The sequence below is a fragment of the Stenotrophomonas sp. STEN021 genome, from assembly GCF_056760175.1.
In genome coordinates, this window is sequence record NZ_JBRREH010000089.1 from 1 (window position 1) to 20,974 (window position 20,974).

At 64.0% G+C, this 20,974-nt stretch carries 17 protein-coding genes; 9 read left to right on the forward strand and 8 right to left on the reverse strand.

Translation table 11 applies throughout. The annotated features are described in order from the left end of the window. Window positions 1-76: 76 nt before the first annotated feature. The gene (locus ACVOL0_RS16790; RefSeq protein WP_481550062.1) at window positions 77-865 is read right to left on the reverse strand and encodes a dienelactone hydrolase family protein; all 789 of its coding nucleotides are present in this window, start codon (window positions 863-865) and stop codon (window positions 77-79) included. A gap of 124 nt (window positions 866-989) precedes the next feature. On the opposite strand from ACVOL0_RS16790, the gene ACVOL0_RS16795 reads away from it, so the two are divergent. Beyond that, entirely contained in the window at window positions 990-1,583 is a 594-nt protein-coding gene (locus tag ACVOL0_RS16795) for an SMI1/KNR4 family protein (protein ID WP_481550063.1), read from the forward strand. A gap of 96 nt (window positions 1,584-1,679) precedes the next feature. Here ACVOL0_RS16795 and murD read toward each other — a convergent pair whose 3' ends face one another. The 3 genes from murD to ACVOL0_RS16810 all read right to left on the reverse strand — a co-directional run bounded on the left by murD (window position 1,680) and on the right by ACVOL0_RS16810 (window position 7,237). Then, the gene (murD, locus tag ACVOL0_RS16800) at window positions 1,680-3,119 is read right to left on the reverse strand and encodes a UDP-N-acetylmuramoyl-L-alanine--D-glutamate ligase (protein WP_481550064.1); all 1,440 of its coding nucleotides are present in this window, start codon (window positions 3,117-3,119) and stop codon (window positions 1,680-1,682) included. Next, window positions 3,100-4,551 (reverse strand): UDP-N-acetyl-alpha-D-muramoyl-L-alanyl-L-glutamate epimerase, encoded by a 1,452-nt coding sequence (murL, locus tag ACVOL0_RS16805; protein WP_481550065.1) that lies wholly within the window; start codon window positions 4,549-4,551, stop codon window positions 3,100-3,102. Before murL ends, murD begins: the two co-directional genes overlap by 20 nt. Before the next feature lie 76 nt (window positions 4,552-4,627). Continuing rightward, a complete protein-coding gene (locus tag ACVOL0_RS16810; protein ID WP_481550066.1) occupies window positions 4,628-7,237 on the reverse strand; it encodes a bifunctional aspartate kinase/diaminopimelate decarboxylase in 2,610 nt (869 codons plus the stop codon). Between the two features lie 263 nt (window positions 7,238-7,500). Here ACVOL0_RS16810 and ACVOL0_RS16815 point away from each other — a divergent pair, with 263 nt between their 5' ends. The 6 genes from ACVOL0_RS16815 (at window position 7,501) to ACVOL0_RS16840 (ending at window position 12,073) form a co-directional block, all read left to right on the forward strand. Next, window positions 7,501-8,370, forward strand: coding sequence for a PhzF family phenazine biosynthesis protein (locus tag ACVOL0_RS16815; protein WP_481550067.1), 870 nt, complete (start codon window positions 7,501-7,503; stop codon window positions 8,368-8,370). 32 nt (window positions 8,371-8,402) lie between these two features. Then, a complete protein-coding gene (locus tag ACVOL0_RS16820) occupies window positions 8,403-9,263 on the forward strand; it encodes a PhzF family phenazine biosynthesis protein (RefSeq protein ID WP_481550068.1) in 861 nt (286 codons plus the stop codon). A gap of 251 nt (window positions 9,264-9,514) precedes the next feature. Continuing rightward, window positions 9,515-10,390: a PhzF family phenazine biosynthesis protein gene (locus ACVOL0_RS16825; RefSeq protein WP_481550069.1), complete on the forward strand. Its 876-nt coding sequence runs from the start codon at window positions 9,515-9,517 to the stop codon at window positions 10,388-10,390. A gap of 46 nt (window positions 10,391-10,436) precedes the next feature. Beyond that, window positions 10,437-11,228, forward strand: coding sequence for a hypothetical protein (locus ACVOL0_RS16830; protein ID WP_481550070.1), 792 nt, complete (start codon window positions 10,437-10,439; stop codon window positions 11,226-11,228). A gap of 13 nt (window positions 11,229-11,241) precedes the next feature. Continuing rightward, window positions 11,242-11,601 carry a 5-carboxymethyl-2-hydroxymuconate Delta-isomerase gene (locus ACVOL0_RS16835; RefSeq protein WP_481550071.1) on the forward strand — a complete coding sequence of 120 codons (360 nt, stop codon included), beginning with the start codon at window positions 11,242-11,244 and terminating at the stop codon, window positions 11,599-11,601. 85 nt (window positions 11,602-11,686) lie between these two features. Then, on the forward strand, window positions 11,687-12,073 hold the full coding sequence (locus ACVOL0_RS16840) for a glyoxalase superfamily protein (RefSeq protein ID WP_481550072.1): 387 nt from the start codon (window positions 11,687-11,689) through the stop codon (window positions 12,071-12,073). A 95-nt stretch (window positions 12,074-12,168) separates the two neighbouring features. Here the strand turns inward: ACVOL0_RS16840 and ACVOL0_RS16845 are convergent, their stop codons facing one another. Further along, on the reverse strand, window positions 12,169-12,585 hold the full coding sequence (locus ACVOL0_RS16845) for a hypothetical protein (protein WP_481550073.1): 417 nt from the start codon (window positions 12,583-12,585) through the stop codon (window positions 12,169-12,171). An 81-nt stretch (window positions 12,586-12,666) separates the two neighbouring features. On the opposite strand from ACVOL0_RS16845, the gene ACVOL0_RS16850 reads away from it, so the two are divergent. Further along, the gene (locus ACVOL0_RS16850) at window positions 12,667-13,029 is read left to right on the forward strand and encodes a GFA family protein (protein ID WP_481550074.1); all 363 of its coding nucleotides are present in this window, start codon (window positions 12,667-12,669) and stop codon (window positions 13,027-13,029) included. Between the two features lie 268 nt (window positions 13,030-13,297). Here the strand turns inward: ACVOL0_RS16850 and ACVOL0_RS16855 are convergent, their stop codons facing one another. The 3 genes from ACVOL0_RS16855 to ACVOL0_RS16865 form a co-directional block, all read right to left on the reverse strand. Continuing rightward, complete coding sequence (locus ACVOL0_RS16855; RefSeq protein WP_481550075.1) at window positions 13,298-15,643, reverse strand: TonB-dependent receptor; 2,346 nt, start codon at window positions 15,641-15,643, stop codon at window positions 13,298-13,300. Between the two features lie 207 nt (window positions 15,644-15,850). Beyond that, the gene (locus ACVOL0_RS16860; RefSeq protein ID WP_481550076.1) at window positions 15,851-16,852 is read right to left on the reverse strand and encodes an extracellular catalytic domain type 1 short-chain-length polyhydroxyalkanoate depolymerase; all 1,002 of its coding nucleotides are present in this window, start codon (window positions 16,850-16,852) and stop codon (window positions 15,851-15,853) included. Window positions 16,853-16,936: 84 nt separating this feature from the next. After that, on the reverse strand, window positions 16,937-18,340 hold the full coding sequence (locus tag ACVOL0_RS16865) for a GntP family permease (protein ID WP_481550077.1): 1,404 nt from the start codon (window positions 18,338-18,340) through the stop codon (window positions 16,937-16,939). Window positions 18,341-18,495: 155 nt separating this feature from the next. On the opposite strand from ACVOL0_RS16865, the gene ACVOL0_RS16870 reads away from it, so the two are divergent. Next, a complete protein-coding gene (locus ACVOL0_RS16870; protein WP_481550078.1) occupies window positions 18,496-20,694 on the forward strand; it encodes a TonB-dependent receptor in 2,199 nt (732 codons plus the stop codon). Window positions 20,695-20,974: the final 280 nt, after the last annotated feature.

The window sequence follows — 20,974 nt, forward strand, 5'->3', positions numbered from 1 at the left end:
GGCTTACGCCGCTCCTACAAAGCTGATGCATTGTTGGTGAAGCCCCTGCCGAGCATGGCTCGGCACTACAGTGCGGTCAGTCGCCCAGGCGTTCTTCGAGGAAGTTGTCCATCATCTTCCAGGCACGCTTGGCGGCGCGTGGGTCGTACAGGCAGCCCGGTGGGCTGTTGGCGTCAGACTCGGCGAAGCAATGCACCGCGCCGCTGAAATTGACGAACTGCCAGTCGGCCTTGGCGGCATCCATTTCAGTACCGAAGTTGGCAATGTCCTCGGCGGTGACGCCGCGATCAGCGGCGCCATTGAGCACCAGCATCGGCACCTTGCCGCTGCCAGCCACTGCGGGGGCCGGCGTCGACAAGCCGCCGTGCAGGCTCACCACGCCTGCCAATGGCAGGCCGGCACGGGCCATTTCCAGCACCGTGGTGCCGCCGAAGCAGAAGCCGACGGCGGCGATATGCCGCGTGTCCAGTGGCAGCTTGCCAGCCTGTGCCTTCAACGCTTCCAGCGCCGCCGCTGCGCGAGCACGCAGCAAACTGCGATCCTCCCGCAAGGGCTTGGAAGCAGCAGCGGCCGCATCATTGTCCTTGGGCCGCACATTCCTGCCATAGACATCGGCAACCAGCACCACGTAGTCATCGCCGGCAATCTGTTCGGCCTTGGCAATCGCCGAGGCGTTGACGCCGCGCCAGTTCGGCACCATTACCACGCCCGGTCGGCGCGCATCGCCGTCATCGTCGTAGACCAGCACGCCACTGAAGGTGGTGCCGTCGTGCTGCCACTCCAGTGGCTGCGTCTTCATTGCGGCCAATGCCGGCGTCGCCGCCAGTCCCAACATCGTCACTGCAGCCCATCGCCACCTGTTCATGCCTGTGCTCCTGAGAAGAGGACGGAGGGCATCACGTCAACAGCGCACCTCCCGTGACGCATTGTGCATTGGCGGCGTTACGCAGGTGTGCTTGGATATGCATCCCTCACGCATGCGCTGCCCCATGACCCTTGTCGAAACCTTTCTTTCCGGCCTTGTACCGCGCCTGCCAGCAGACGATGCCCCGATGTGGCGCTGGGTGGAAGGCGCAAGCCAGTCCGACCTGCAACGCCTGCAACAGCAATGGCCACAGGTACCGGCGAGCCTGCTGGAGCTGCTGGCACAGGTGGATGGCAGCCACTACCGGGACTACCCGCAAGGTGAGGTCAATGTGCTGATGCTTGGCTCGGACGTCGGCGACGGCAGCTACCCCTACTACCTGCGCTCGGTGCAGCAGATCTTCGAGGACAGCGCGCAGTGGGACGACAGCATCCGTTCCATCTACGAAGAATGGCTGGACGATGAGCCGGAGATTCTCGGCGCCGGCATCGATGCCGACGTGCCGATGGGCAGGCGCCTGTGCTTCTCGCACTGCATGAACAACGGCGGCACTTCGATGCTGTATCTGGATTTCGATCCTGCCGACGGCGGCAGCAGTGGCCAGGTCGTACGCTATCTGCACGACCCGGACAGCTATGCGGTGATCGCGCCCAGCTTCGATGTCTATCTGCAGCAGCTGATCGACGGCGGTTACGCCTTCACCCAGCAAGACGAATGATCTGCTGATGCGAACCGCTGTTAGTTGATTGCATCTCGATGATGCATTTGGTGGCGCCGACTGACCGTCAGCGCCACAGCTGTATCGGCCAATGTCTTAGAGGATGCCGATACCCGGAATCGCGCTGATGCTTTCCGGATCAAAACCGGCCAGTTCAGCGAAGTGCCGTCCGCGCGCCACATAGTCCTTGTAGGCACCAAAGCTCGGCGCGCCCGGCGACAACAGCACTACCCCGCCCTGCTCGCCCAGCGCGGCACGCGCCAGTTCCACCGCATGCGGCAGATCGGTCGCGGCGTGCAGGCCAAAACCGCCAGCCTCGGCCAATGGCGCGAGCAACGTATTGATCCGTGGACCGTTGTTGCCCATGGTCACGATCTCGACCGGCGCGTTGTCGCGCATGTGCTCGGCGAAGTCCTGCCAGTCCACGCCGCGATCATGCCCGCCGACCAGCAAGGCAATGCGCTGCCCGGCGAAACAATCCAAGGCGGCCAGCGACGCATGCGGCGTGGTGCTGATCGAATCATTCACCCAACGCAGGCCATCGCGCTCGCCCAGCAGCTGCAGGCGATTCGGCAATGGCCGGAAACTCTGCACCGCAGGTGCCAAGGCAACCGCATCCAGACCGAGGGCTTCCAGCGCGGCAAGCACCGCACACAGGTTGCCGCGATTGTGGCGGCCCGGCAGCGGCGTGTTCGAAGTGTCGAACACCGCCTGCGTACCGCGATGCACGACCTCGCCAACCATATGCCAGCCTTCGGGCTGGTTGAACCAGACGATCTGGCTATGCGGCAGCTGCAGCGCGCGCAGGTGTTCGTCTGCTGCGTTGAGCACGGCGACGCGCGGATGGCCACCGGTCACCAACGACAGCTTGTCATCGATGTAGCGTTGCTCGCTGCCATGCCAATCCAGGTGTTCCGGGAAGATGTTCAGCACGATGGCGACATCCGGCCGCGCACCGCTACGGGCCACTTCACCGGTCTGGTAACTGGACAGTTCAACTGCCCAGTAGTCCGGCGCCGGCTGCGGGTCCAATGCTTCCAGCAGCGGCAGACCGATATTGCCGATCAGGCCGGTGCGATGCCCGGCCGCACGCAGCAGATGCGCCAGCAGCGAGGTGGTCGTGCTCTTGCCCTTGGTGCCGGTAACGCAGACCGTGTTCGGCAGCGTGCCATCGGCATCGGCGTGCTCGCTGAACCACAGCGAGGTGCCGCCGATGAACTGCGTACCCTGCGCCATGGCATGCTGCGCCTCGGGCTTGTACGGACTGATACCCGGTGACTTGATCACCACATCGAACGAAGCCAGCAGCTCACCACTGAACTCGGTTTCAACGCGCAGATGCGCATCGCCAAGCGCCAGAATTTCCTCTGCTTCAGCAGCAGAGCAAAGCACCGTCAAACGCGCAGGAAACCGATCTTCCGATTCGCGGGTCCCGATTCCCCATTCTCGATCACGCAGCGCGTGATAGGCCGCGCGGCCCTCACGCCCCCAACCCCACAGCGCGACCCGCTTGCCTTCAAGCTGCGAAATTCGCACGCAGACGCTCCCACAGTGCTGCCGGGATGCGGTGTTCACCATCGATGACCAGCAAGGGTTCGATCTGCAGTTCGTCGGCCGCCAGGGTCGGCTGGATCAGGGTGGCGAAGCGCTTGACCAGCACGTCCTCCTTCCAGTCCGGACGCGATGCCAGGGTCGCCATTGCTGCACGCGACTCCTTGCCTTCGCCCACGCACTCGAACGGCTTGTGATCCTGGAATTCCAGCAGCGCGTCGTAGCCGCCGGCCTGTTCCAGGTCGTCCAGCAGGTTGCGGCCGAAGATGCGCACCAGGCGGATCTTCGGCATGAACGGGGCCAGCGCCAGGAACACGAAGTGGCACTTCGGGCAGACGCCGCACCAGCGGTTCACCGGGCGCTCGCCGAGGATGTGGAAGTTGCGGTTGCAGCTGGAGAAATGTGCGTCGTAGAAATCGGTCTTGGCGAACTGACGGGCAACCGCCAGTTCCGACAGCGGACGCAGCAGCGAGTAATAGTTCAGGTCGGCGGCAACGTACTGCTGCACGTATTCGCCGAACGCCTTCTCGAAGGCCCAGCCCTTGGACCACTGGTGGTTCACTTCACCGGTCCCGGCAATCTGGCTACCGTAGCTGGCCGAACGTTCGTTGGAGAACACCACTTGATCCACGCCCTGCACCACGGCGGCCAGCACCATGATCGCGGAGTTCACCGCGGTGACCGGGATATGGCCGTTCCACGCGCCCTGGCGATTCAGTTCAAACAGCTCCGGCGCCAGCGTGCGGCCGATGTTGAGGGTCGGCAGGCCGGTGCGCTCGGCGCAGGCACGGATCAGCTGCGAGCCGCCGATCCAGGTGACGGTTTCGGCGACGCCGGCATTGCGCAGGGCTTCGATGCTGACCAGCGAGTCCTTGCCGCCGCCGATGGCTACCAGGGCGTGGTGGGACAGGCCGAGGGCGGGCGCGTTGCTCCTCTCTCCCGTCGGGAGAGGGGCCGGGGGCGAGGGTACGGCTGAGGAGGAGGCTGCGTCGGCTGACGTACCCTCTTCCCAACCCCTCTCCCGGCGGGAGAGGGGCTCATTGACCGGCAGCTTGAAGCGGTCGCGCAGGTTCAGGCCGTTGCGGTAGGCGAATTCGCCCAGGCCGTTGAAGTACACCGTTTCCACCAACGCGGCGGTGGCCGCGTCGATGGCGTAGCTGTCGATACTCACCTGCGCCGGCACTGCTGCCTTGTAGTAGCTGACACCTGCAATCAGGTGCAGCAACTGCAGGGCGCGTTGCACCGCAGCCGTGCGCTCGTCGTCCAACTGGAACGGCGCGCCCGGCACGGTGACGGTCTCGGTCAACTCCGGACCGTCGTCGAAGGCGTACACCAGCCGCGCCACACCGGTGTCCGCGGCGAAATCGCAGCGGACGAAGCGGAAACGGGAAACCTGGTCTTTATCAAAAGCTGTCATGGCGTATCCGGAAATCAAACTGGCCGTGGCGCGTCAGCGCGCAACGGACGACAAAGGTTTTCGCAAAAAGCAGACGTCATTGCACTTCATCAATGACGTCCTCGCGCGGCAAAGCGCGTTGGTTGTAGGTACTGGCCATGCTGAAACCATAGGCGCCAGCGTCGGCGATGACCATCACATCGCCCGGTTCTGTCGCCGCCGGCAGCTTCACCCGCTCGGCGAACACATCGCTGGATTCGCAGATCGGGCCGACCACGCTGAAATCAACATCGCGCTCGGCATCCAGGCGCGACAGGTTGGCGATGTCGTGCCAGGCGTCGTACAGCGCCGGGCGCAGCAAGGCATTCATGCCGGCATCCAGGCCAACGCGGCGCACGCCATCCTTCTCCACCACCTGCGAGGCATGGGTCAGCAGCACGCCGGACTCCGCAACCATGAAACGACCAGGCTCAATCGCCAGCTGGAAGGCTGGATGCACCGCCTTGATGTCGGCCAGGCCAGCGGCCCAGGCGTCCAGATCGAAGGGCTCGTCGTCATCGCTGTACGGCACCGGCAGACCGCCGCCGATATCGAGGATCTCAACACTGCCGATGCGACGCGCGAAGCCGGCCATCTCATCGACCATCTGCTTCCAGTGGCCGCTGTTCTCGATGCCGCTGCCCAGGTGCGCGTGCACGCCGGTGATGCGGATATCCAGCGCGCGCGCGGCCGCGATGAACTCATCCACACGCAGCGCCGACAGGCCGAACTTGGACTCCTTGCCGCCGGTGTTCACCTTCTTGTGGTGGCCATCGCCGTGACCCAGATCGATGCGCAGCCACAGCGAGCGGCCGCGGAACACTTCCGGCCAATGCTTCAGCAACTCGACATTGTCGACGGTGACATTGACGCCCAGCGCCAGCACCGCTTGATACTCAGTGATCGGCGCGAAGCTCGGGGTGAACAGCACCCGCTCCGGGGTGATACCCGGCACCGAGGCGAACACCAGCTCCACTTCGCCCTGCGACACGCATTCCAGGCCGAAACCTTCAGCAGCAAGCGTGCGCAGGATCTCGGGATGCGAGTTGGCCTTGATCGCGTAGAAACGGCGGTCGATCGCCGGGATCGCCTTCAACTGGCGGGCGCGCTCGCGCACCTTGTCCAGATCGTAGATGTAAGCCGGCGTCCCCTGTGCCGCTAGCTCAAGCAGCTTCTTCTGCTTGGCTGGCGCCTGCCACCACGGCGTCTGTCGCGGGCGGATGCTGCCGATGATTTCGCGCCAGCGCGGCCCGAACACCTGTTCTTCGTAGACCGGCATCGCGCCGCTGTCGATGAGCTCGGCGTGCAGGATCGGCAACAAGCCATCCGCATCGGCCTCGTCGATGACGAAGGTCAGGTTCAGGTCGTTGGAGGACTGCGAAATCATGTGCACGCGCTCCTTGCCGAACGTGGCCCACACGTCGGAGAGCTTGTACAGCAGCGAACGCATGCCGCGACCGACCAGGGTGATGGCCGCGCACGGCACGATCACCTTGACCTTGCAGATCTGCGACAGGTCGGCCGACAGCGCAGCCAGCACGTCGGTGTTGACCAGGTTCTCGGACGGGTCCAGCGACACGGTGACGTTGGTTTCGGCCGAACCGATCAGGTCCACCGACAGGCCGTGCTTCTTGAACAGGTTGAACACGTCGGACAGGAAGCCGACCTGCTGCCACATGCCGATGCCTTCCATCGAGATCAGCACAATGCCGTTACGGCGACTGATCGCCTTGACCCCCGGCACCGGCTCGGCGGCACCGTCGATGCTGGTACCCGGCATGTGCGGGCGCTCGGTATCGAGGATGGCCATCGGCACGCCTGCATCACGGCAGGGCTTGATCGAGCGCGGGTGCAGCACCTTGGCACCGGTGGTGGCGATTTCCTGCGCTTCGTAATAGTCCAGGCGGGTCAGCAGGCGTGCGTCGGGCACATCCTTCGGGTTGGCGCTGAACATGCCCGGCACGTCGGTCCAGATTTCAACGCGGCTGGCACCGAGCAGCGCACCGAAATACGCCGCCGAGGTATCCGAACCGCCGCGGCCGAGGATGGCGGTGCCACCGTCGCCGTGGCGCGCGATGAAGCCCTGGCTGATCAGCATGCGAGTGGGCTGCGCCGAGAAGCGCTGCTTGAAGTCGCCGCCGCCCTGCCACTGGCAGTTCACCGACAGACGCTGCGACCACTCGGTCTGGTTGGGTGCGGGCGGCAGTGCATTGAGCCATTCGCGCGCGTCCATCCAGCCGAAGTCCAGGCCGTTGCTACGCAGGTAGGCGGCACCGACGCTGGAGGACAGCAGTTCGCCCTGGCCCAGCACTTCGGCCTGCCAGTCCAGCGGGCGGCTGGCCGCGCGTGGGTCGTCCAATAGCTCCTGCAGGGCGGCAAGACGTTCAGCCAGCACGTCGGCGCCCAGCTCCAGCTCGGCGAGGAATTCATTGTGGCGGCTGACCAGCGCGGCCACGCGCTCGCGGCTGTCGGCAGCGCCGTCGGCAATCGCGGTCAGTTCATTGGTGACACCGGACAAGGCCGACACCACCACCAGCACCCTGCCGCCAGTCTCGTCCGCACGTTTTTTCGCCAACTGACCGATCGTGTTCCAGCGATGACGACGCGACACCGAGGTGCCACCGAACTTCAGGACGATCCAGCGATCAGCAATTGGGGAAGCAGACATTGGCTTTGAGGATTCACTAGTGGGAGAAAGACCCGGCAATGCGGGCGGAACTCCCGATTCTATGCCAAGGCCGTTGTGCCGGGACGGCTGAGTTACCAGCGATACCATCGCCACCCGGCCTCCCCTCCCGGGATGCAGAAAGTAGCATTTGCAACGATCCGGGTCATCCCAGGGTGAATGGGGGGAGCGGACCAGGGGTTGGCGATGACGACATCCCGCACGCTCACGCCTAAGCTGAGCTGCCCTGTTCCACCCGGAAACCCATGCGCCAACGCCGTTACCTGCAACTGGACGTCTTCGCCGCCCGCCCCGGCAGCGGCAACCCGCTGGGTGTCATCCTCGACAGCGAAGGCCTGGACACCGCCGCCATGCAGGCCCTCGCCGCCTGGCTGAACCTCTCCGAGACGGTATTTTTCCTGCCGCCAGACGAGGGCGCCAGCTACCGCATCCGCATCTTCACCCCGAGCAGCGAGCTGCCCTTCGCCGGCCATCCCAGCGTCGGCGCAGCCTGGGCGGCGGTCACCGCGGGCCTGGCGCGGACACAAGACGGCCGGCTGATACAGCAATGCGCTGCAGGCCTGCTGCCGGTGCGGGTAAGCGGGCCGGAAGATGCTCCCACCATACTGTTGGCCAGCCCAGCCGCCCGGCAGCATCCAACCGCGCCAGACGCTGTACCTGAACAACTGCAGGCCTTGCTCGCCCCCGGCCACACCCCCGAACTCTGGGACAACGGCCCACGCTGGTGGCTGTTGCCAACCCGCGATGCCGCCAGCGTCCGCGCACTGATTCCAGACATGCCCGCAATCGCCGACTGGAGCAATGCCTCCGGCGCGACCGGCGTCGCGGTATTTGCTGCCGAAGCCGGCCCGGATCACTCGCTGGTGACGCGTGCGTTCTGCCCGGCCGATGCCGCCGACGTACCCGAGGACCCCGTCACCGGCAGTGCCAACGCGCTGATCGCGGTGTGGCTGCAACAACACGGGCAACTACCCAGCGCTGGTGGCAGCTACGTCGTCAGCCAGGGCCGCGAAGTGGGTCGCGATGGCCGTGTCCAGATATCAATCGACGCGCAAGGCAGCGTCTGGATTGGCGGTCAGGTGCAAGCGGTTATCGACGGACAGGTGCACTGGTAAGCTGCCCAGCCGTCGTCTGGAACCGATTCGCAATGTCTGTTCGCCGCTATCTGCAGTTGGACGTGTTCGCCGCCCGCCCGGGCACTGGCAACCCGCTGGGCGTCATCGTCGACAGCGAGGGCCTGGATGATGCCGCCCTGCAGGCCATCGCCGCCTGGCTGAACCTGTCCGAGACCATCTTCTTCCTGCCGCCGGACGAAGGCGCCAGCTACCACATCCGCATCTTCACCCCGAAAGGCGAGCTGCCGTTCGCCGGCCATCCCAGCGTCGGCGCGGCCTGGGCCGCTGTGGAACTTGGCCTGGCCACGCCCGACGACAACGGCCAGCTGATCCAGCAATGCGCCGCTGGTCTGCTGCCAGTGCGGGTACAGGGCGGTCGCTGGTTCCGCCAGATCCATGTGCGCAGCCCGCAGGCGGAACGCCGCGACGTCGAGGCCCCCGTACTGCCCGAAGGCCTGGCCGCACTGGCCAAGCCGGGCCATACCCCGGAACTGTGGAACAACGGTCCGGACTGGTGGCTGCTGGAAGCTGGCAGCGAGGCCGCCCTGCGCCGCTACAAGCCAGAACTGGCCGCCATCGGCGCCCTGCCCGGCCGCGGCAAGCTGGCGGTGTACGCGCCCGCTGACCGCCCGGACGTGGGCTACCAATACGCCGTACGCGCCTTCGCCCCCGGCGTGGGCATCAACGAAGACCCGGTAACCGGCAGCGCCAATGCGCTGGTGGCCGCACAGCTGCTGGCACTGGGGCGGATCAAACCGTTCCAGCAATACCTGGCCAGCCAGGGCCGCGAACTCGGCCGCAATGGCGAGGTACGGGTGGAGGTGGATGCGGACTCCAACATCTGGATCGGGGGTGAAGTGCAGCAGGTTATTGCTGGGCAGATCGAGTGGTAAGCGCAAGAAGCCACAGATCGCAGCAACCCGCCTCCCCTCTCCCCTTGCGGGAGAGGGTGCCCCGAAGGGGCGGGAGAGGAGGCGTGCAAAGCACGTCTTGCTTTGGCCTTGGGCCTTCCGTCTGAAGAACAGAGCAAGCGGACTTCGTCCGCCTCCCCTCACCCCAACCCCTCTCCCGCAGCGGGAGAGGGGCTAAAGCCACAGCAGCGGCCAAAGCAACAGCAACAACCTCACAGCATCCGGACCCCCCCATGACCACCCGCCGCTTCCTGCAACTCGACGTCTTCGCCCCCCGCCCCGGCACCGGCAATCCACTGGCCGTGGTCCTCGATGCCGATGGCCTGGACGATGCCGCCATGCAGGCCATCGCCCGCTGGACCCGCCTGCCCGAAACCACCTTCATCTTCGCTCCGACCAAGCCCGGCACCAGCTACGGCATCCGCATGTTCGCCCCGCAGAAAGAGGTGCCATTCGCCGGCCACCCCAGCGTCGGCAGCGCGCATGCCGTGCTTGAAAGCGGCGTAGCGGCGGCGATTGACGGGCAGCTGGTGCAGGACGGCGTCGCCGGCCAGCTGCCACTGCAGATAACCGAGCACGACGGCATCCGCACCATCGCCATCCGCACCCCGCGCGCTTCGGTGGCCGAAATCGTCACTGCTGACGATCCACGTTTGCAACCGGCCATCACCGGCTGGTCGCTGGGCACGCTGCCACCGGCCTTGATGGATGGCGGTCGCCGTTGGTGGGTTGTTGAAGTCGCCGATGAAGCAGCGCTGCGCGCCCTCAATCCGGATTGGGACGCAATCGCCGCACTCGCAGAATCCACCGGTGCGATGGGCGTGTTCGCCTACGCGCGCGCCGCTGGCGATAATTACCAACTGGTGGTGCGAGCATTCGTCGGCAATGGCCGCCGCTTTGAAGACGCCGCCTCCGGTGCCGCCAATGCAGTGCTCGCGGCATGGTTGGACGAGCGCAACGCCCTGCCAGGCGTGGATAAGCGCTACACCGCCAGCCAGGGCCGCGAAGTCGGTCACGATGCCTTGCTGGAACTACGCATCGACGAGCAAGGTGATGTCTGGTCCGGTGGGCAGGTGCAGACGGTGATCCGCGGAACCATTGATTGGTGACGCGGTCAGAGTCTCACCAATAGCCGATCAAGACACGGAGTTCGGAATGCGCAGATGGATCTCGCTGCTGATGCTGTTGTTCGCCTTCACCGCGTGCGCTGCGCAACCTTCAGCGCAGCCGACAAAAGCGCTATTCGTTGGCAACAGCCTCATCTACGTGGGTAACCTGCCAGCGACCTACGCTGCGCTCAGCACCGCCAATGGTCATCCACTGCACAGCCAGATGATCGTCAAAGGTGGCGCTCTCCTCGACCAACGGGTTGCGGATGGCTCGGTTCAACGCGCCCTTGGCGAACATCGCCCGCAACTATTGGTTCTGCAGGAACAAGGCGGTGCCCTGCTGTGCTGGCCGCACGAAGCCGCCTGTACAAAATCGCAGGCGGCGATCAGGACGCTGGCAAAGGCAGGCAGCGACGCCGGCGCGCGCGTCCTGCTGCTCGGCAGCTATCAAGCACAACCCGCAGCATCTTCCCGCCTGATCGCGATGGAAGCAGCGGCCGCCAAACAGGCCGGCATTCCCTATGTGGCAATCTCCGAAGCCCTGCGTAGTGCCTCGGCCGCAGCGCCCGACCTGCAATGGTACGGCGCCGACGGCATGCATCCGGGCCCGGCGCTGACCCTGCTCGATGCCATCCAGCTCTATCGCGCCGTCCATGGCCGCCTGCCTGAGCACGGCTTCTCGGTGGCGGCACCAATCTACCTGCCCAAAAGCGGGCTTGTTGCGGACCTGCGCGATGCCGATGCCGCTGCACCACTCGCCGACACACCCACCCATATCCACTACCCGGATGCGATGATCCAGCGCATCAACGCGCTATTGTCATCCGCGCAGCCCTGACGACGAGTTCGCCATGCCCCATCTGACCATCGAATACAGCAGCAATCTCGGCACCGCCATCACCGACGCACTGCTGCGTGCTGTCAACCATGCGCTGCTTGGTACCGGCCAGTTCGAGGAAGCCGACATCAAATCGCGTGCGTTGGCGTTTGATTGCTTCGCGATCGGCACCACTGACAGCCCGCGCGGCTTTGTGGCCGCGCGGTTGGCGATACTCAGCGGTCGCAGTGCCGAAATCAAACGCGAGATAGCCGACGTGCTGCTGGCGGCGCTTGAGTCTGCCATCGCCGCTGGTGCAATGGGGCTGCAGATCAGCGTCGAGATCGTGGACATTGATCGTGACAGCTACGCAAAGACGATACGCGGCGACTGAGTCGCTTCCACATCCTTCCCATCGTATTTCGTCAGTCGTCTACGCGTGAGATCGTTGTCGCCGTTCCATCAACTGGAGCCTTGTCATGAACGCAACCCGCTTCCACTCTGTATCGCCATTCCTTGGCACCAACGACTTGTCGGCGACCCTGGCTTTCTACATCGAGAAACTCGGCTTCACGCAGGCATGGGAGTGGGGACAGCCCGCTGAACTGGCCGCCGTCTGTCGTGATGAGGTCGAGCTGACGCTCGCTAGTCGTGCCGATGCCAAGCCCGGTGGCATCAGCCGGTTGTACCTGCACATCGACGGCATCGACGACTATCACGCGCAGCTGCTGGCTGCCGGCGTTGCCATCACCGTTGCGATTGCCGACCGGCCGTATGGCATGCGCGATTTCAGCGTCACCGATCCGGCAGGCAATGTGCTGTGCTTCGGGCAGGCATTGCCGCAGCCGGTTGTAGGAGCGGCGTAAGCCGCGAAGCTCGTACCGTATCTGCCAGCCCATTGCATGCAACTGCTGGTGGAATGATTGCGGAAGGATTTTCAGTTTCGCGGCTTACGCCGCTCCTACAACTGCGGCTTTCTTGCCAGTGCAAAACCCAGACAGGCGAATGGCAGGTATGCCAGCAACACGTCCAGCACCTCGAACCAGCGTGGTGCTGGCAGCATGAAGCAGCTGGCGATGCCGCCGACCAGGAACAGCAAGCCGATCAGCAGTGCCGGCACTTTACTGACTCGGCCAACAATCCAGGTTGCCAGCAACGCTCCAGCCAACGTGCCCAATGCATGGGCGAGGAAGGGGAACAGGAAGTGGCGGGCTTGGAACATTGGCATTGCGGCTTGCAGGCCTTCAGTCGTGCTGGTGTCCGCACCCGCTGGCGGTGGTATCAACTGGCCACCGAGCAGGATCAGCCCCATGTTCACCGCGCTGCCGGCGATCAAACCCAGCACTACCGCCAGCAAGCCTTTCAGGAATGCGCGCATCACCCTCTCCCACCCGTCCGATGATGGGCTGAGTATGATCCAAGCCCTGCCTAGCCGCTCGCTTTGCTTTTGGAGATACGCATGTCACACCGCCCCCTGCAGACATACCGGGGCAGCTGCCATTGTGGCGCTGTCAGCTTCCGCATTGAAACCGATTTCCCGGAGCTGACAACCTGCGATTGCTCCATCTGCCGGCGCAAGAATGCATTGATGGTGAAAGTGCATGAATCCGCGTTCGGGCTGCTGTCCGGGCAGGAGGCACTGATTGAGTACCAGTTCCATACCTTGACCGCGCACCACTATTTCTGTGGCACCTGCGGTATCTATCCGTTCCACCGCAAGCGGGTTACCCCGGACTACTACGGGGTGAATGTGTTCTGCCTGGAGGAGTTTGATCCGGCGGGGATTCCGGTTCGGGCAACCGTGGGTGCGGAGATGGCCTGATCAGGCATCCGGAGCAGGCTTTGGCTTTGGCTTTGGCTTTGGCTTTGGGCTTTGGCTTTGGGCTTTGGGCTTTGGGCTTGGGCCTTTGCGCTTTGCGCTTCTCCCGTTTACGGGAGAAGGTGCTCCGAAGGGGCGGATGAGGGCGGCTTTTGGCTTCCAGCCCCTGCTTTTCCCGCAGCACTGCCCAAGCAAAGCGCAACTGCGCGTTGCTTCGCATGCACCCTCACCCCAACCCCTCTCCCGGAGGGAGAGGGGCTTCAAGCAAAGCTCAGCGCCAGTTGTAGTTGAACGAAACACCAATGATGCGCGGATCGTTGTAGACCGCCGCCATGTAGTTCTCGATCACGCCCTTGAGGTTCTTCTCGTTGGTGATGTTGCGGGCGAACGCCGCGACTTCCCAGGCACCGTAGCCACCGGTATAGCCAACCCGCAGGCCGCCTTCGAAGTTGCCCTTGGAGTAGAACTCCTTGCTGTCATACAGCACGAACTGGGTTTCGCCCTGCTTGTTCCAATCGGTGGCGAAGAACACCGCGCCGTCATCGCCAACCGGAATGTCGTAACGCGCGGCCAGGTTCAGGTTGTACCTGGGCGCGTTCGGCAACGGGTTGCCGTCGATCTGGGCGTAGACGTTGCTACCGATCTTGATGGTCGGGTCGTTGACCGTGCACACCACCACGCCATTCAACGCACAGACCTGCGCATACACGCGCTTGTCCTGGATCTCGCTGTGCAGCAGGCTCAGTCCAGCAGTCAGCGACAGGTTCGGGATCGGGCGCCAATCCATGTCGGCTTCCAGGCCATAGGCGCGCGCCTTGTCGGCATTGAACAACACGCCGTTGCCGTTGGAATCGTTGCCGTTGAGCTGGATGTCGTTGACGGCATAGGTGAAGCCACTGACATTCAAACGCAGGCGGTTGTCGAACAGGCTGCTCTTGATGCCGGCTTCCAAGGACAGGATGGTTTCCGAATCGGCAGTGGTGAAGTCGGCATTGAATACCGCCGAGCGGCCCTGGATGGTCGGCCCACGGAAGCCACGTGCAACGCGTGCGTACAGGCTCAACTCCGGGCTGACTTCATACATCGCGCTCAGGTCCCAGCTCGGCTGGGTATCCGACATCTCGACGTTGTGGCGACCCTTGTAGGTGACCAGACCGGCAGCGGTGTCGGCGGTCTTCAGCAGGCGAGTGCTCTTCTCGTCCTTGGTCGCGCGGACACCTGCGGTCAGCGTCAACGCATCGGTGGCCTTCCAGCTCACCTGGCCGAAGCCTGCCCACGAGGTATTGATGTTACGCAGGCGCACCCAGTTGTTGGGATTGCGTGCCGGCGTGTTGAGGAACCAGGCGCGCTGATAGAAGTCAGTGGTGTCGCGGCCATCGAAGTAGAACGCGCCAACCTGCCATGACAGCGGATCGGTGGCATTGGAGGCCAGACGCAGCTCCTGGGTGAACTGGTCCAGGTCCTGCACCTGGCCCATCGACTGGCCGTAACCATTGGGCAGGCCATTGACCGGGTAGTTGGCCGCGGCACCGCCATCGGTATCACCGCGGCTGTAGCCGGAGGTGGTTTCGTAGGCGCTGATCGAGGTCAGCGTGGTATTGCCGAAGTCATAGGTCGCCTTCAGCGAGCCGCCATGGGTCTTGTAGGCCTGCGGGTTGTTGTCGGCCTCATCGAAGGCGACCTTGTCGCGCGGTGCGTCGGTGCGATTACTGCCCTTCACCAGCGCATTGCGCAGGAACAGGGTGGAGGTGCCCTCATAGTCACGGGTATGCACGGAACCGAGCAGCGAGAACTGTTCGTTCGGCTTGTACAGCAACTGCAGGCGCAGGTTGCGATCGTCGTAGCCGCCCATGGTGTCGTTCTTCGGCGTCACCGTGCCGTCGGCGCTGGGGCCGCGATAGGTATTGTCCACCCAATCGTCACGGTGCTGGTACAGGGTCGACACGCGATAGGACAGCACGTCGTTGATCGCGCCGCCCATGCCACCGTCGATGGCGACGGTGTTGTAGCTGCCATAGCTCACGTTGACCCGGCCACTCGGGTCCTGGCTGGGCTTGGCGGTATCGAACTTGACGATGCCGGCGGTGGTGTTACGGCCAAACAATGAGCCCTGCGGGCCGCGCAGCACTTCGACCTGGTCCACGTCGTAGACCGGGTTGGACTTGAGCACGACATGCTCCAGCACCACGTCGTCCTGGATGATGGAGACCGGCTGCGAGGCACCGAGGTAGAAGTCGATATTGCCCAGGCCACGGATGTAGAAGCGCGGGAAGATGCGTCCGGTGGTGGTCTCGGCATAGAAGCTGGGCACGCGGCCGGACAGCGCCAGCAAGGTGTCGTCGGCACCTTCGGTATAGCTGCGCAGCGCCTCGCCCTGCACCACGCCCACCGACACCGGCACATCCTGCAGGTTCTGCTCGCGGCGCTCGGCGGTGACGGTGATGGTATCCAGTGCCGTGGCGGCGCTGCGCGCCTCGGCCCGCGCCGCATCCTGAGCCAGCGCGCTCTGCGCGGCCAGCGGCAGGATCAGCAATGCGCAGGCCTGGGCCAGCAGCGAGCGACGCGGAAAGTCATGGGTACTACGGGGAGCTGCAGAAGCGGAGCGGTAACGCTGCATGGAATGGCCTTGGTTGGCAGTTGATGATTGCGCCCGGCCCGGACAGGGCCGATGACACGGCATGAGGCGCGCAGATCATCGCCGTAAAAGGTTGCAGTTCGATGGCATTGCCAGCGAACAACCCCGGAAAACCAAACGCCAGCGCAGGAGCCGATTGCTCCCACGCTGGCGATGACGCATTTCAATCAGTTACTACGTACCAAGCGCTCAGCGCAGCTGGTCTTTCAGGAACAACCAGGTGATCAAGGTTGCATCCGGCCCCTGCGGATCGGTAAACGGCAAGCCGGACGTACTGCCGCTCCACGCATGGCCCATGCCATGCACCAGATAGTCCTGGACCAGGGTCTTGCCACCGTAGGTGTAGTTCTTGACCGTATAGGCGCGCCCACCCGGGACCTGCCCGGCAACCGTGCTGGTCGGCACGTACTTGACCGAGTCATTGTCCAGCCCGTCATCGGCCAGATCATTGGTCTGCAGGAACTGCCGTACTGCCTGCTGCCCGTTCACCGGGTTGACCGTGGCATCGGCGCTGCCATGGAACACCAGTACCGGCAACGGACGCGGTGACGGCGAGCCTGAGCATTGCCAGGCAAGCTTGCCATTGCTCTCCGGCGAATAGATGCTTCCCGCCAACAGCGCGTAAGCACTGCCGGATACCGTGGTCGCGCCCTTGTACATGCCGCCGGAATGGATGGCGCCAGCAGCGAACACGTCCGAATAGCAGGCCAGCATGATCGAGGTCATCGCACCGCCTGCGGAAATGCCAGTGACATAGACCCGGCGCGGATCGACGGCATAGCCGCCCTTCACCGCATCGACGATGCCGGCCAGGATCGACGCCTCACCACTGCCACGTGCCTGGTTGATCGGCAGTTGCCAGTTCCAGCAGCGCGTGGGATTGGCAGTGACATTCTGGCGCGGATAGACCACGATGAAACCCTCGACATCCGCCACATCATTGAAGCCCGAGGCTTCGCCCATCAGGTTGGGCCCATTGACGCAGCCATGCAGCACCAGCAGCACCGGCAATGGCGTGGTTGCCTCATAGCCCGCCGGCACCCACACCTGGTATTCGCGACTGCCAAAAAGGTTGCCGTACACACCAAAATCCCAATGGCCTGCAGTGCTCTGCGCAAGCGCGCTACCCGCCGCCAACCCGCTGCACAGCAGCAATAGAACAGCCTTGATTGAAACGATTCCAGATTTCATAGCCAGATCCTCATGCGTGAGTCGTGGATGAAGTCGTACCGGAAATCCTCGCGGGCCAGCCGCCAGGGTGTTGCGACGCCGCCATCAAACCCAGCCGGTGGCGTAATAGATGCCGATCACCACGAACACCGCCAGGGTCTTGATGATGGTCACGGCGAAAATGTCCTTGTAGGCCTGGCGATGGGTCAGCCCGGTCACCATCAACAAGGTGATCACGGCACCGTTGTGCGGCAGGCTGTCCATGCCGCCCGAGGCCATCGAGGCAACCCGGTGCAGCACTTCCATCGGAATGCCGGCCGCCTGCGCGTTCTCGATGAAGGTTTCCGACATCGCCGCCAAGGCGATGCTCATACCGCCGGAAGCAGAACCGGTAACGCCGGCCAGACCGGTCACGGTAACGGCTTCATGCATCAGCGGGTCCTTGATCGAGCCCAAGGCATTGGCCACCACCATGAAGCCAGGAAGCGCGGCAATCACCGCACCAAAGCCATACTCCGAGGCGGTGTTCATCGCGGCCAACAAAGCGCCACCGATCGCGGTCTTGGTGCCTTCGGCGAACTGGCTGACCACCGGCCGCCACGCCAGCAGCATCACCGACAGGATGCCCACCAGCAGCGCGCCCTCCACTGCCCAGATCGCAGCGATCTTCGGCACCTCTTGCACCACCGGTGTGGACTTGCCGAGGATGGAGGGCACGAAACTGTGCTCGGCGCCGTACCAATGCGGGATACCCAGGGTAAACAGCTTGTTTGATACGAACACCAGCACCAGCGGCAACACCGCGATGCCGGCATGCGCGAGATTGGTACCGGTGAACGGCACCGGCTCGTTGACCAGGGTTGCCGGGTCGCCATAGCCCTCGCCAGTGCGCACGGCAACGCGCCGACGCCACTCCAGGTAGGCCATGCCCACCGCCAGCACGAAGATGCTGCCAAGCACGCCCAGCACCGGCGCGGCCCAGGTGTCGGTGCCGAAGAAGGTGGTCGGGATGATGTTCTGGATCTGCGGCGTGCCCGGCAGCGCATCCATGGTGAAGCTGAAACCGCCCACCGCCAGCGTCGCCGGAATCAGCCGCTTGGGGATATTGCTCTGGCGGAACATCTCGGCAGCAAACGGATAGACCGCGAACACCACCACGAACAAGGACACGCCGCCGTAAGTGAGCAGGCCGGACACCAGCACGATCGACAGCATCGCCCGCTGCGGGCCGAACAGCCGGATCGCCGCGCCGACTATCGACTTGGAAAAACCGGACAACTCGATCAGCTTGCCGAACACCGCACCCAGCAGGAACACCGGGAAATACAGCTTCAGGAAGCCGACCATCTTGTCCATGAACAAGCCGGTGAACATCGGTGCCACCAGCGACGGGTCGGTCAGCAACACCGCGCCGAGTGCGGCAATCGGCGCGAACAGGATCACGCTGTAACCGCGGTAGGCCACCAGCATGAGGAAGCCCAGCGCTGCAAGTACGATCAGTAACGACATACGGCGCTTCCGAATGAGGAGGCGCTCAGTATCCTGATCTGATCGCCGCTGCCGACTGGACCTAGGTCCACTCGCTGGTGCACACCCGCGCCGCTAGCCTTGGCTCCGAGGGTGGCATACGGCCATCTACAACGTACTTGCCTGGGGAGGACCGAATGAAGCGGAATTGTTTGAGCCTGATGATCGGCGCGCTGTTGGCCTCCGGGCCGGTATTGGCACAGGGGGCACAACCAGCTGCACCGGCAACGGGCAAGGCCGCTTCGGCCACCAATCTGGACAGCATCACTGTTACTGCCCGCAAGCGTGAGGAAACGCTGCAGGAAGTGCCGGTCGCGGTCACCGCCTTCACCTCCGAAGCGCTGGACAAGTTGAACGTGCAGGACATCGCCGACCTCGACGCGCAGGTGCCCAACCTGACCATCTACGCGGCGCGCGGCGCCAGCAGCACGGTCACCGCCTACATCCGTGGCGTCGGCCAGTCCGATCCCACCTGGGGTGCGGACCCGGGCGTGGGCATCTATCTGGATGACGTCTATATCGCGCGTCCGCAGGGCGCCCTGCTGGACGTGTTCGATGTCTCGCGCATCGAAGTACTGCGTGGCCCGCAGGGCACGTTGTACGGCAAGAACACCATTGGCGGCGCGATCAAGTACATCTCGCGCGGCCTGCCCACGCAGGTCGAGGGCTATGCCCAGATCACCGCCGGCAACTACAACCAGCTTGATGCCAAGGCAGCCATCGGCGGCCCGCTGGGCGGCGCCGACAGCGGCCTGCGCGGACGCATCGCCGTGGCCAGCATGAACCGCGATGGCTTCGGCGAAAACACCTTCAACGGCCAGCCGGTCAGCGACAAGCAGATCAATGCCGCACGCTTGAACCTGGGCGCCTATGCAGGCGACGACTTCGATGTGCAGTTTGCACTGGACTGGATTGATGACCAGTCGGGCATGCGTGGCTCCAAGATGCTGGCGCGCAACCCGTTCACTCCGGCGTATCCGCCGATGGATGACCGCTACGACATACGCTCGGGCATGCGCAACCTCAACAGTGTCGAGACCAAGGGTGCCTCGGCCACCGTGAACTGGCGTCCGAACGATGACATCGCACTGAAGTACGTGGTCGCCAAGCGCGAGTCCGACAGCCACTCCAACATCGACTTCGACACCACGCCGGTCAAGCTCGCCGATGTCGGCGGCTTCTACGAGGACAGCCAGGTCAGCAACGAGTTGCAGTTGAACTACGACGCCGGCGGACGCGTGCGCGGCGTGGTTGGCCTGTACCAGTTCAGCGGCGAGGCGGGTGGGCAGATCCGCAACAACTTCTTCAACCTGCAGTTCGGCGATACCCGCGGCAAGGTGCTGACCGACAGCATCGCACTGTATGCGGACTGGACCTTCGACCTGACCAACAAGCTCAAGCTCGACGTCGGCGCCCGCTACACCGACGAGGACAAGCGCGCGATCGTGTTGAACCGTTTCTACTCCGACGCGACCTTCAGCCGCCCGATCGCGGTTGCCGCCGACTTCGACAAGAGCACCAACTTCAAGAACGTCTCACCGAAGGTGTCGCTGGACTACCAGATCACCCCGGACATCATGGTCTACGGCCTGGCCACGCGTGGCTTCAAATCCGGCGGCTACAACATCCGCGCCAATGCGGTGGCGGTGCCGCGTTCGGCCGAGCCGTTCGATGACGAGACCGTCGACAGCTTCGAGATCGGCAGCAAGATGGGCTTCCTCGATTCGCGCCTGTTCCTGAACCTGTCGGCCTTCCACAACAAGTACAAGGACATCCAGCTGTCGGTATTCACCGGCATCGACACCAATGGTGACGGCATCGACGATGCATTCTTCGGCGACTTCACCAATGCCGGCAAGGGCACCGTCAACGGACTGGAAATCGAATACCAGTACCTGCCAAGCGCGCACTGGCTGATCTCCGGCAACCTGGCCTGGCTGGATACCAAGTACGACGAGTACATTGATCGTGGCGTCAACGTCGCCAAGCAGATGAAGTTCACCAATGCACCGGACTTCTCGGGCGCGTTGAATGTGGAGTACCGCACCGAGCTGGCCAATGGCAGCAACCTGTCCGCACGCGTTGGCTACAGCTACCAGAGCGAAGTGTGGCCGACCACCGACCTGAGCCCGGTTATCCGCCAGGACGGCTATGGACTGGTCAACGCCGGCGTGATCTGGAAGCTCAATGACGCCTGGACCTTCTCCCTGCAGGGCACCAACCTGGCCGACAAGGAATACCGCACTACCGGCTACAACATTCCGGCGGTCGGCACCCTGATCGGCTTCTATGGCCCGCCGCGCCAGTACAGTCTCAGCGTCCGCTACGATTTCTAGGAAACACCGGCATGACCCAGTTTTACGATGATCTGTACTGGAGCAGCAACGATGGCCTGCGCCTGCACGCGCGCGACCATGCACCGGCCGGGGGGGGGTAGCCCCCCCGGCCCGGGGGGGGGGGTGGCCGCCCGGCCCCCCAAAAGGCCGCCCAGGGGGGGAGTGGGGCCAAGCCGGCGGGGGGGGGGGGGGGGGGGGGGGGCGGAGGAGGGGGCGGGGGGGGGGCGAGCGGACGGGGCCGAGCGCGGGGGGGGGCGGGATGGTGGCGGAGGGAGGCCGG

Bases quoted from the DNA above. Each gene is read 5' to 3' on its own strand.
- ACVOL0_RS16790 (WP_481550062.1), bottom strand. From the start codon at position 865: ATGAACAGGTGGCGATGGGCTGCAGTGACGATGTTGGGACTGGCGGCG.
- ACVOL0_RS16795 (WP_481550063.1), top strand. From the start codon at position 990: ATGACCCTTGTCGAAACCTTTCTTTCCGGCCTTGTACCGCGCCTGCCA.
- murL (WP_481550065.1), bottom strand. From the start codon at position 4,551: ATGACAGCTTTTGATAAAGACCAGGTTTCCCGTTTCCGCTTCGTCCGC.
- ACVOL0_RS16810 (WP_481550066.1), bottom strand. From the start codon at position 7,237: ATGTCTGCTTCCCCAATTGCTGATCGCTGGATCGTCCTGAAGTTCGGT.
- ACVOL0_RS16815 (WP_481550067.1), top strand. From the start codon at position 7,501: ATGCGCCAACGCCGTTACCTGCAACTGGACGTCTTCGCCGCCCGCCCC.
- ACVOL0_RS16820 (WP_481550068.1), top strand. From the start codon at position 8,403: ATGTCTGTTCGCCGCTATCTGCAGTTGGACGTGTTCGCCGCCCGCCCG.
- ACVOL0_RS16825 (WP_481550069.1), top strand. From the start codon at position 9,515: ATGACCACCCGCCGCTTCCTGCAACTCGACGTCTTCGCCCCCCGCCCC.
- ACVOL0_RS16830 (WP_481550070.1), top strand. From the start codon at position 10,437: ATGCGCAGATGGATCTCGCTGCTGATGCTGTTGTTCGCCTTCACCGCG.
- ACVOL0_RS16835 (WP_481550071.1), top strand. From the start codon at position 11,242: ATGCCCCATCTGACCATCGAATACAGCAGCAATCTCGGCACCGCCATC.
- ACVOL0_RS16840 (WP_481550072.1), top strand. From the start codon at position 11,687: ATGAACGCAACCCGCTTCCACTCTGTATCGCCATTCCTTGGCACCAAC.
- ACVOL0_RS16845 (WP_481550073.1), bottom strand. From the start codon at position 12,585: ATGCGCGCATTCCTGAAAGGCTTGCTGGCGGTAGTGCTGGGTTTGATC.
- ACVOL0_RS16850 (WP_481550074.1), top strand. From the start codon at position 12,667: ATGTCACACCGCCCCCTGCAGACATACCGGGGCAGCTGCCATTGTGGC.
- ACVOL0_RS16855 (WP_481550075.1), bottom strand. From the start codon at position 15,643: ATGCAGCGTTACCGCTCCGCTTCTGCAGCTCCCCGTAGTACCCATGAC.
- ACVOL0_RS16860 (WP_481550076.1), bottom strand. From the start codon at position 16,852: ATGAAATCTGGAATCGTTTCAATCAAGGCTGTTCTATTGCTGCTGTGC.
- ACVOL0_RS16865 (WP_481550077.1), bottom strand. From the start codon at position 18,340: ATGTCGTTACTGATCGTACTTGCAGCGCTGGGCTTCCTCATGCTGGTG.
- ACVOL0_RS16870 (WP_481550078.1), top strand. From the start codon at position 18,496: ATGAAGCGGAATTGTTTGAGCCTGATGATCGGCGCGCTGTTGGCCTCC.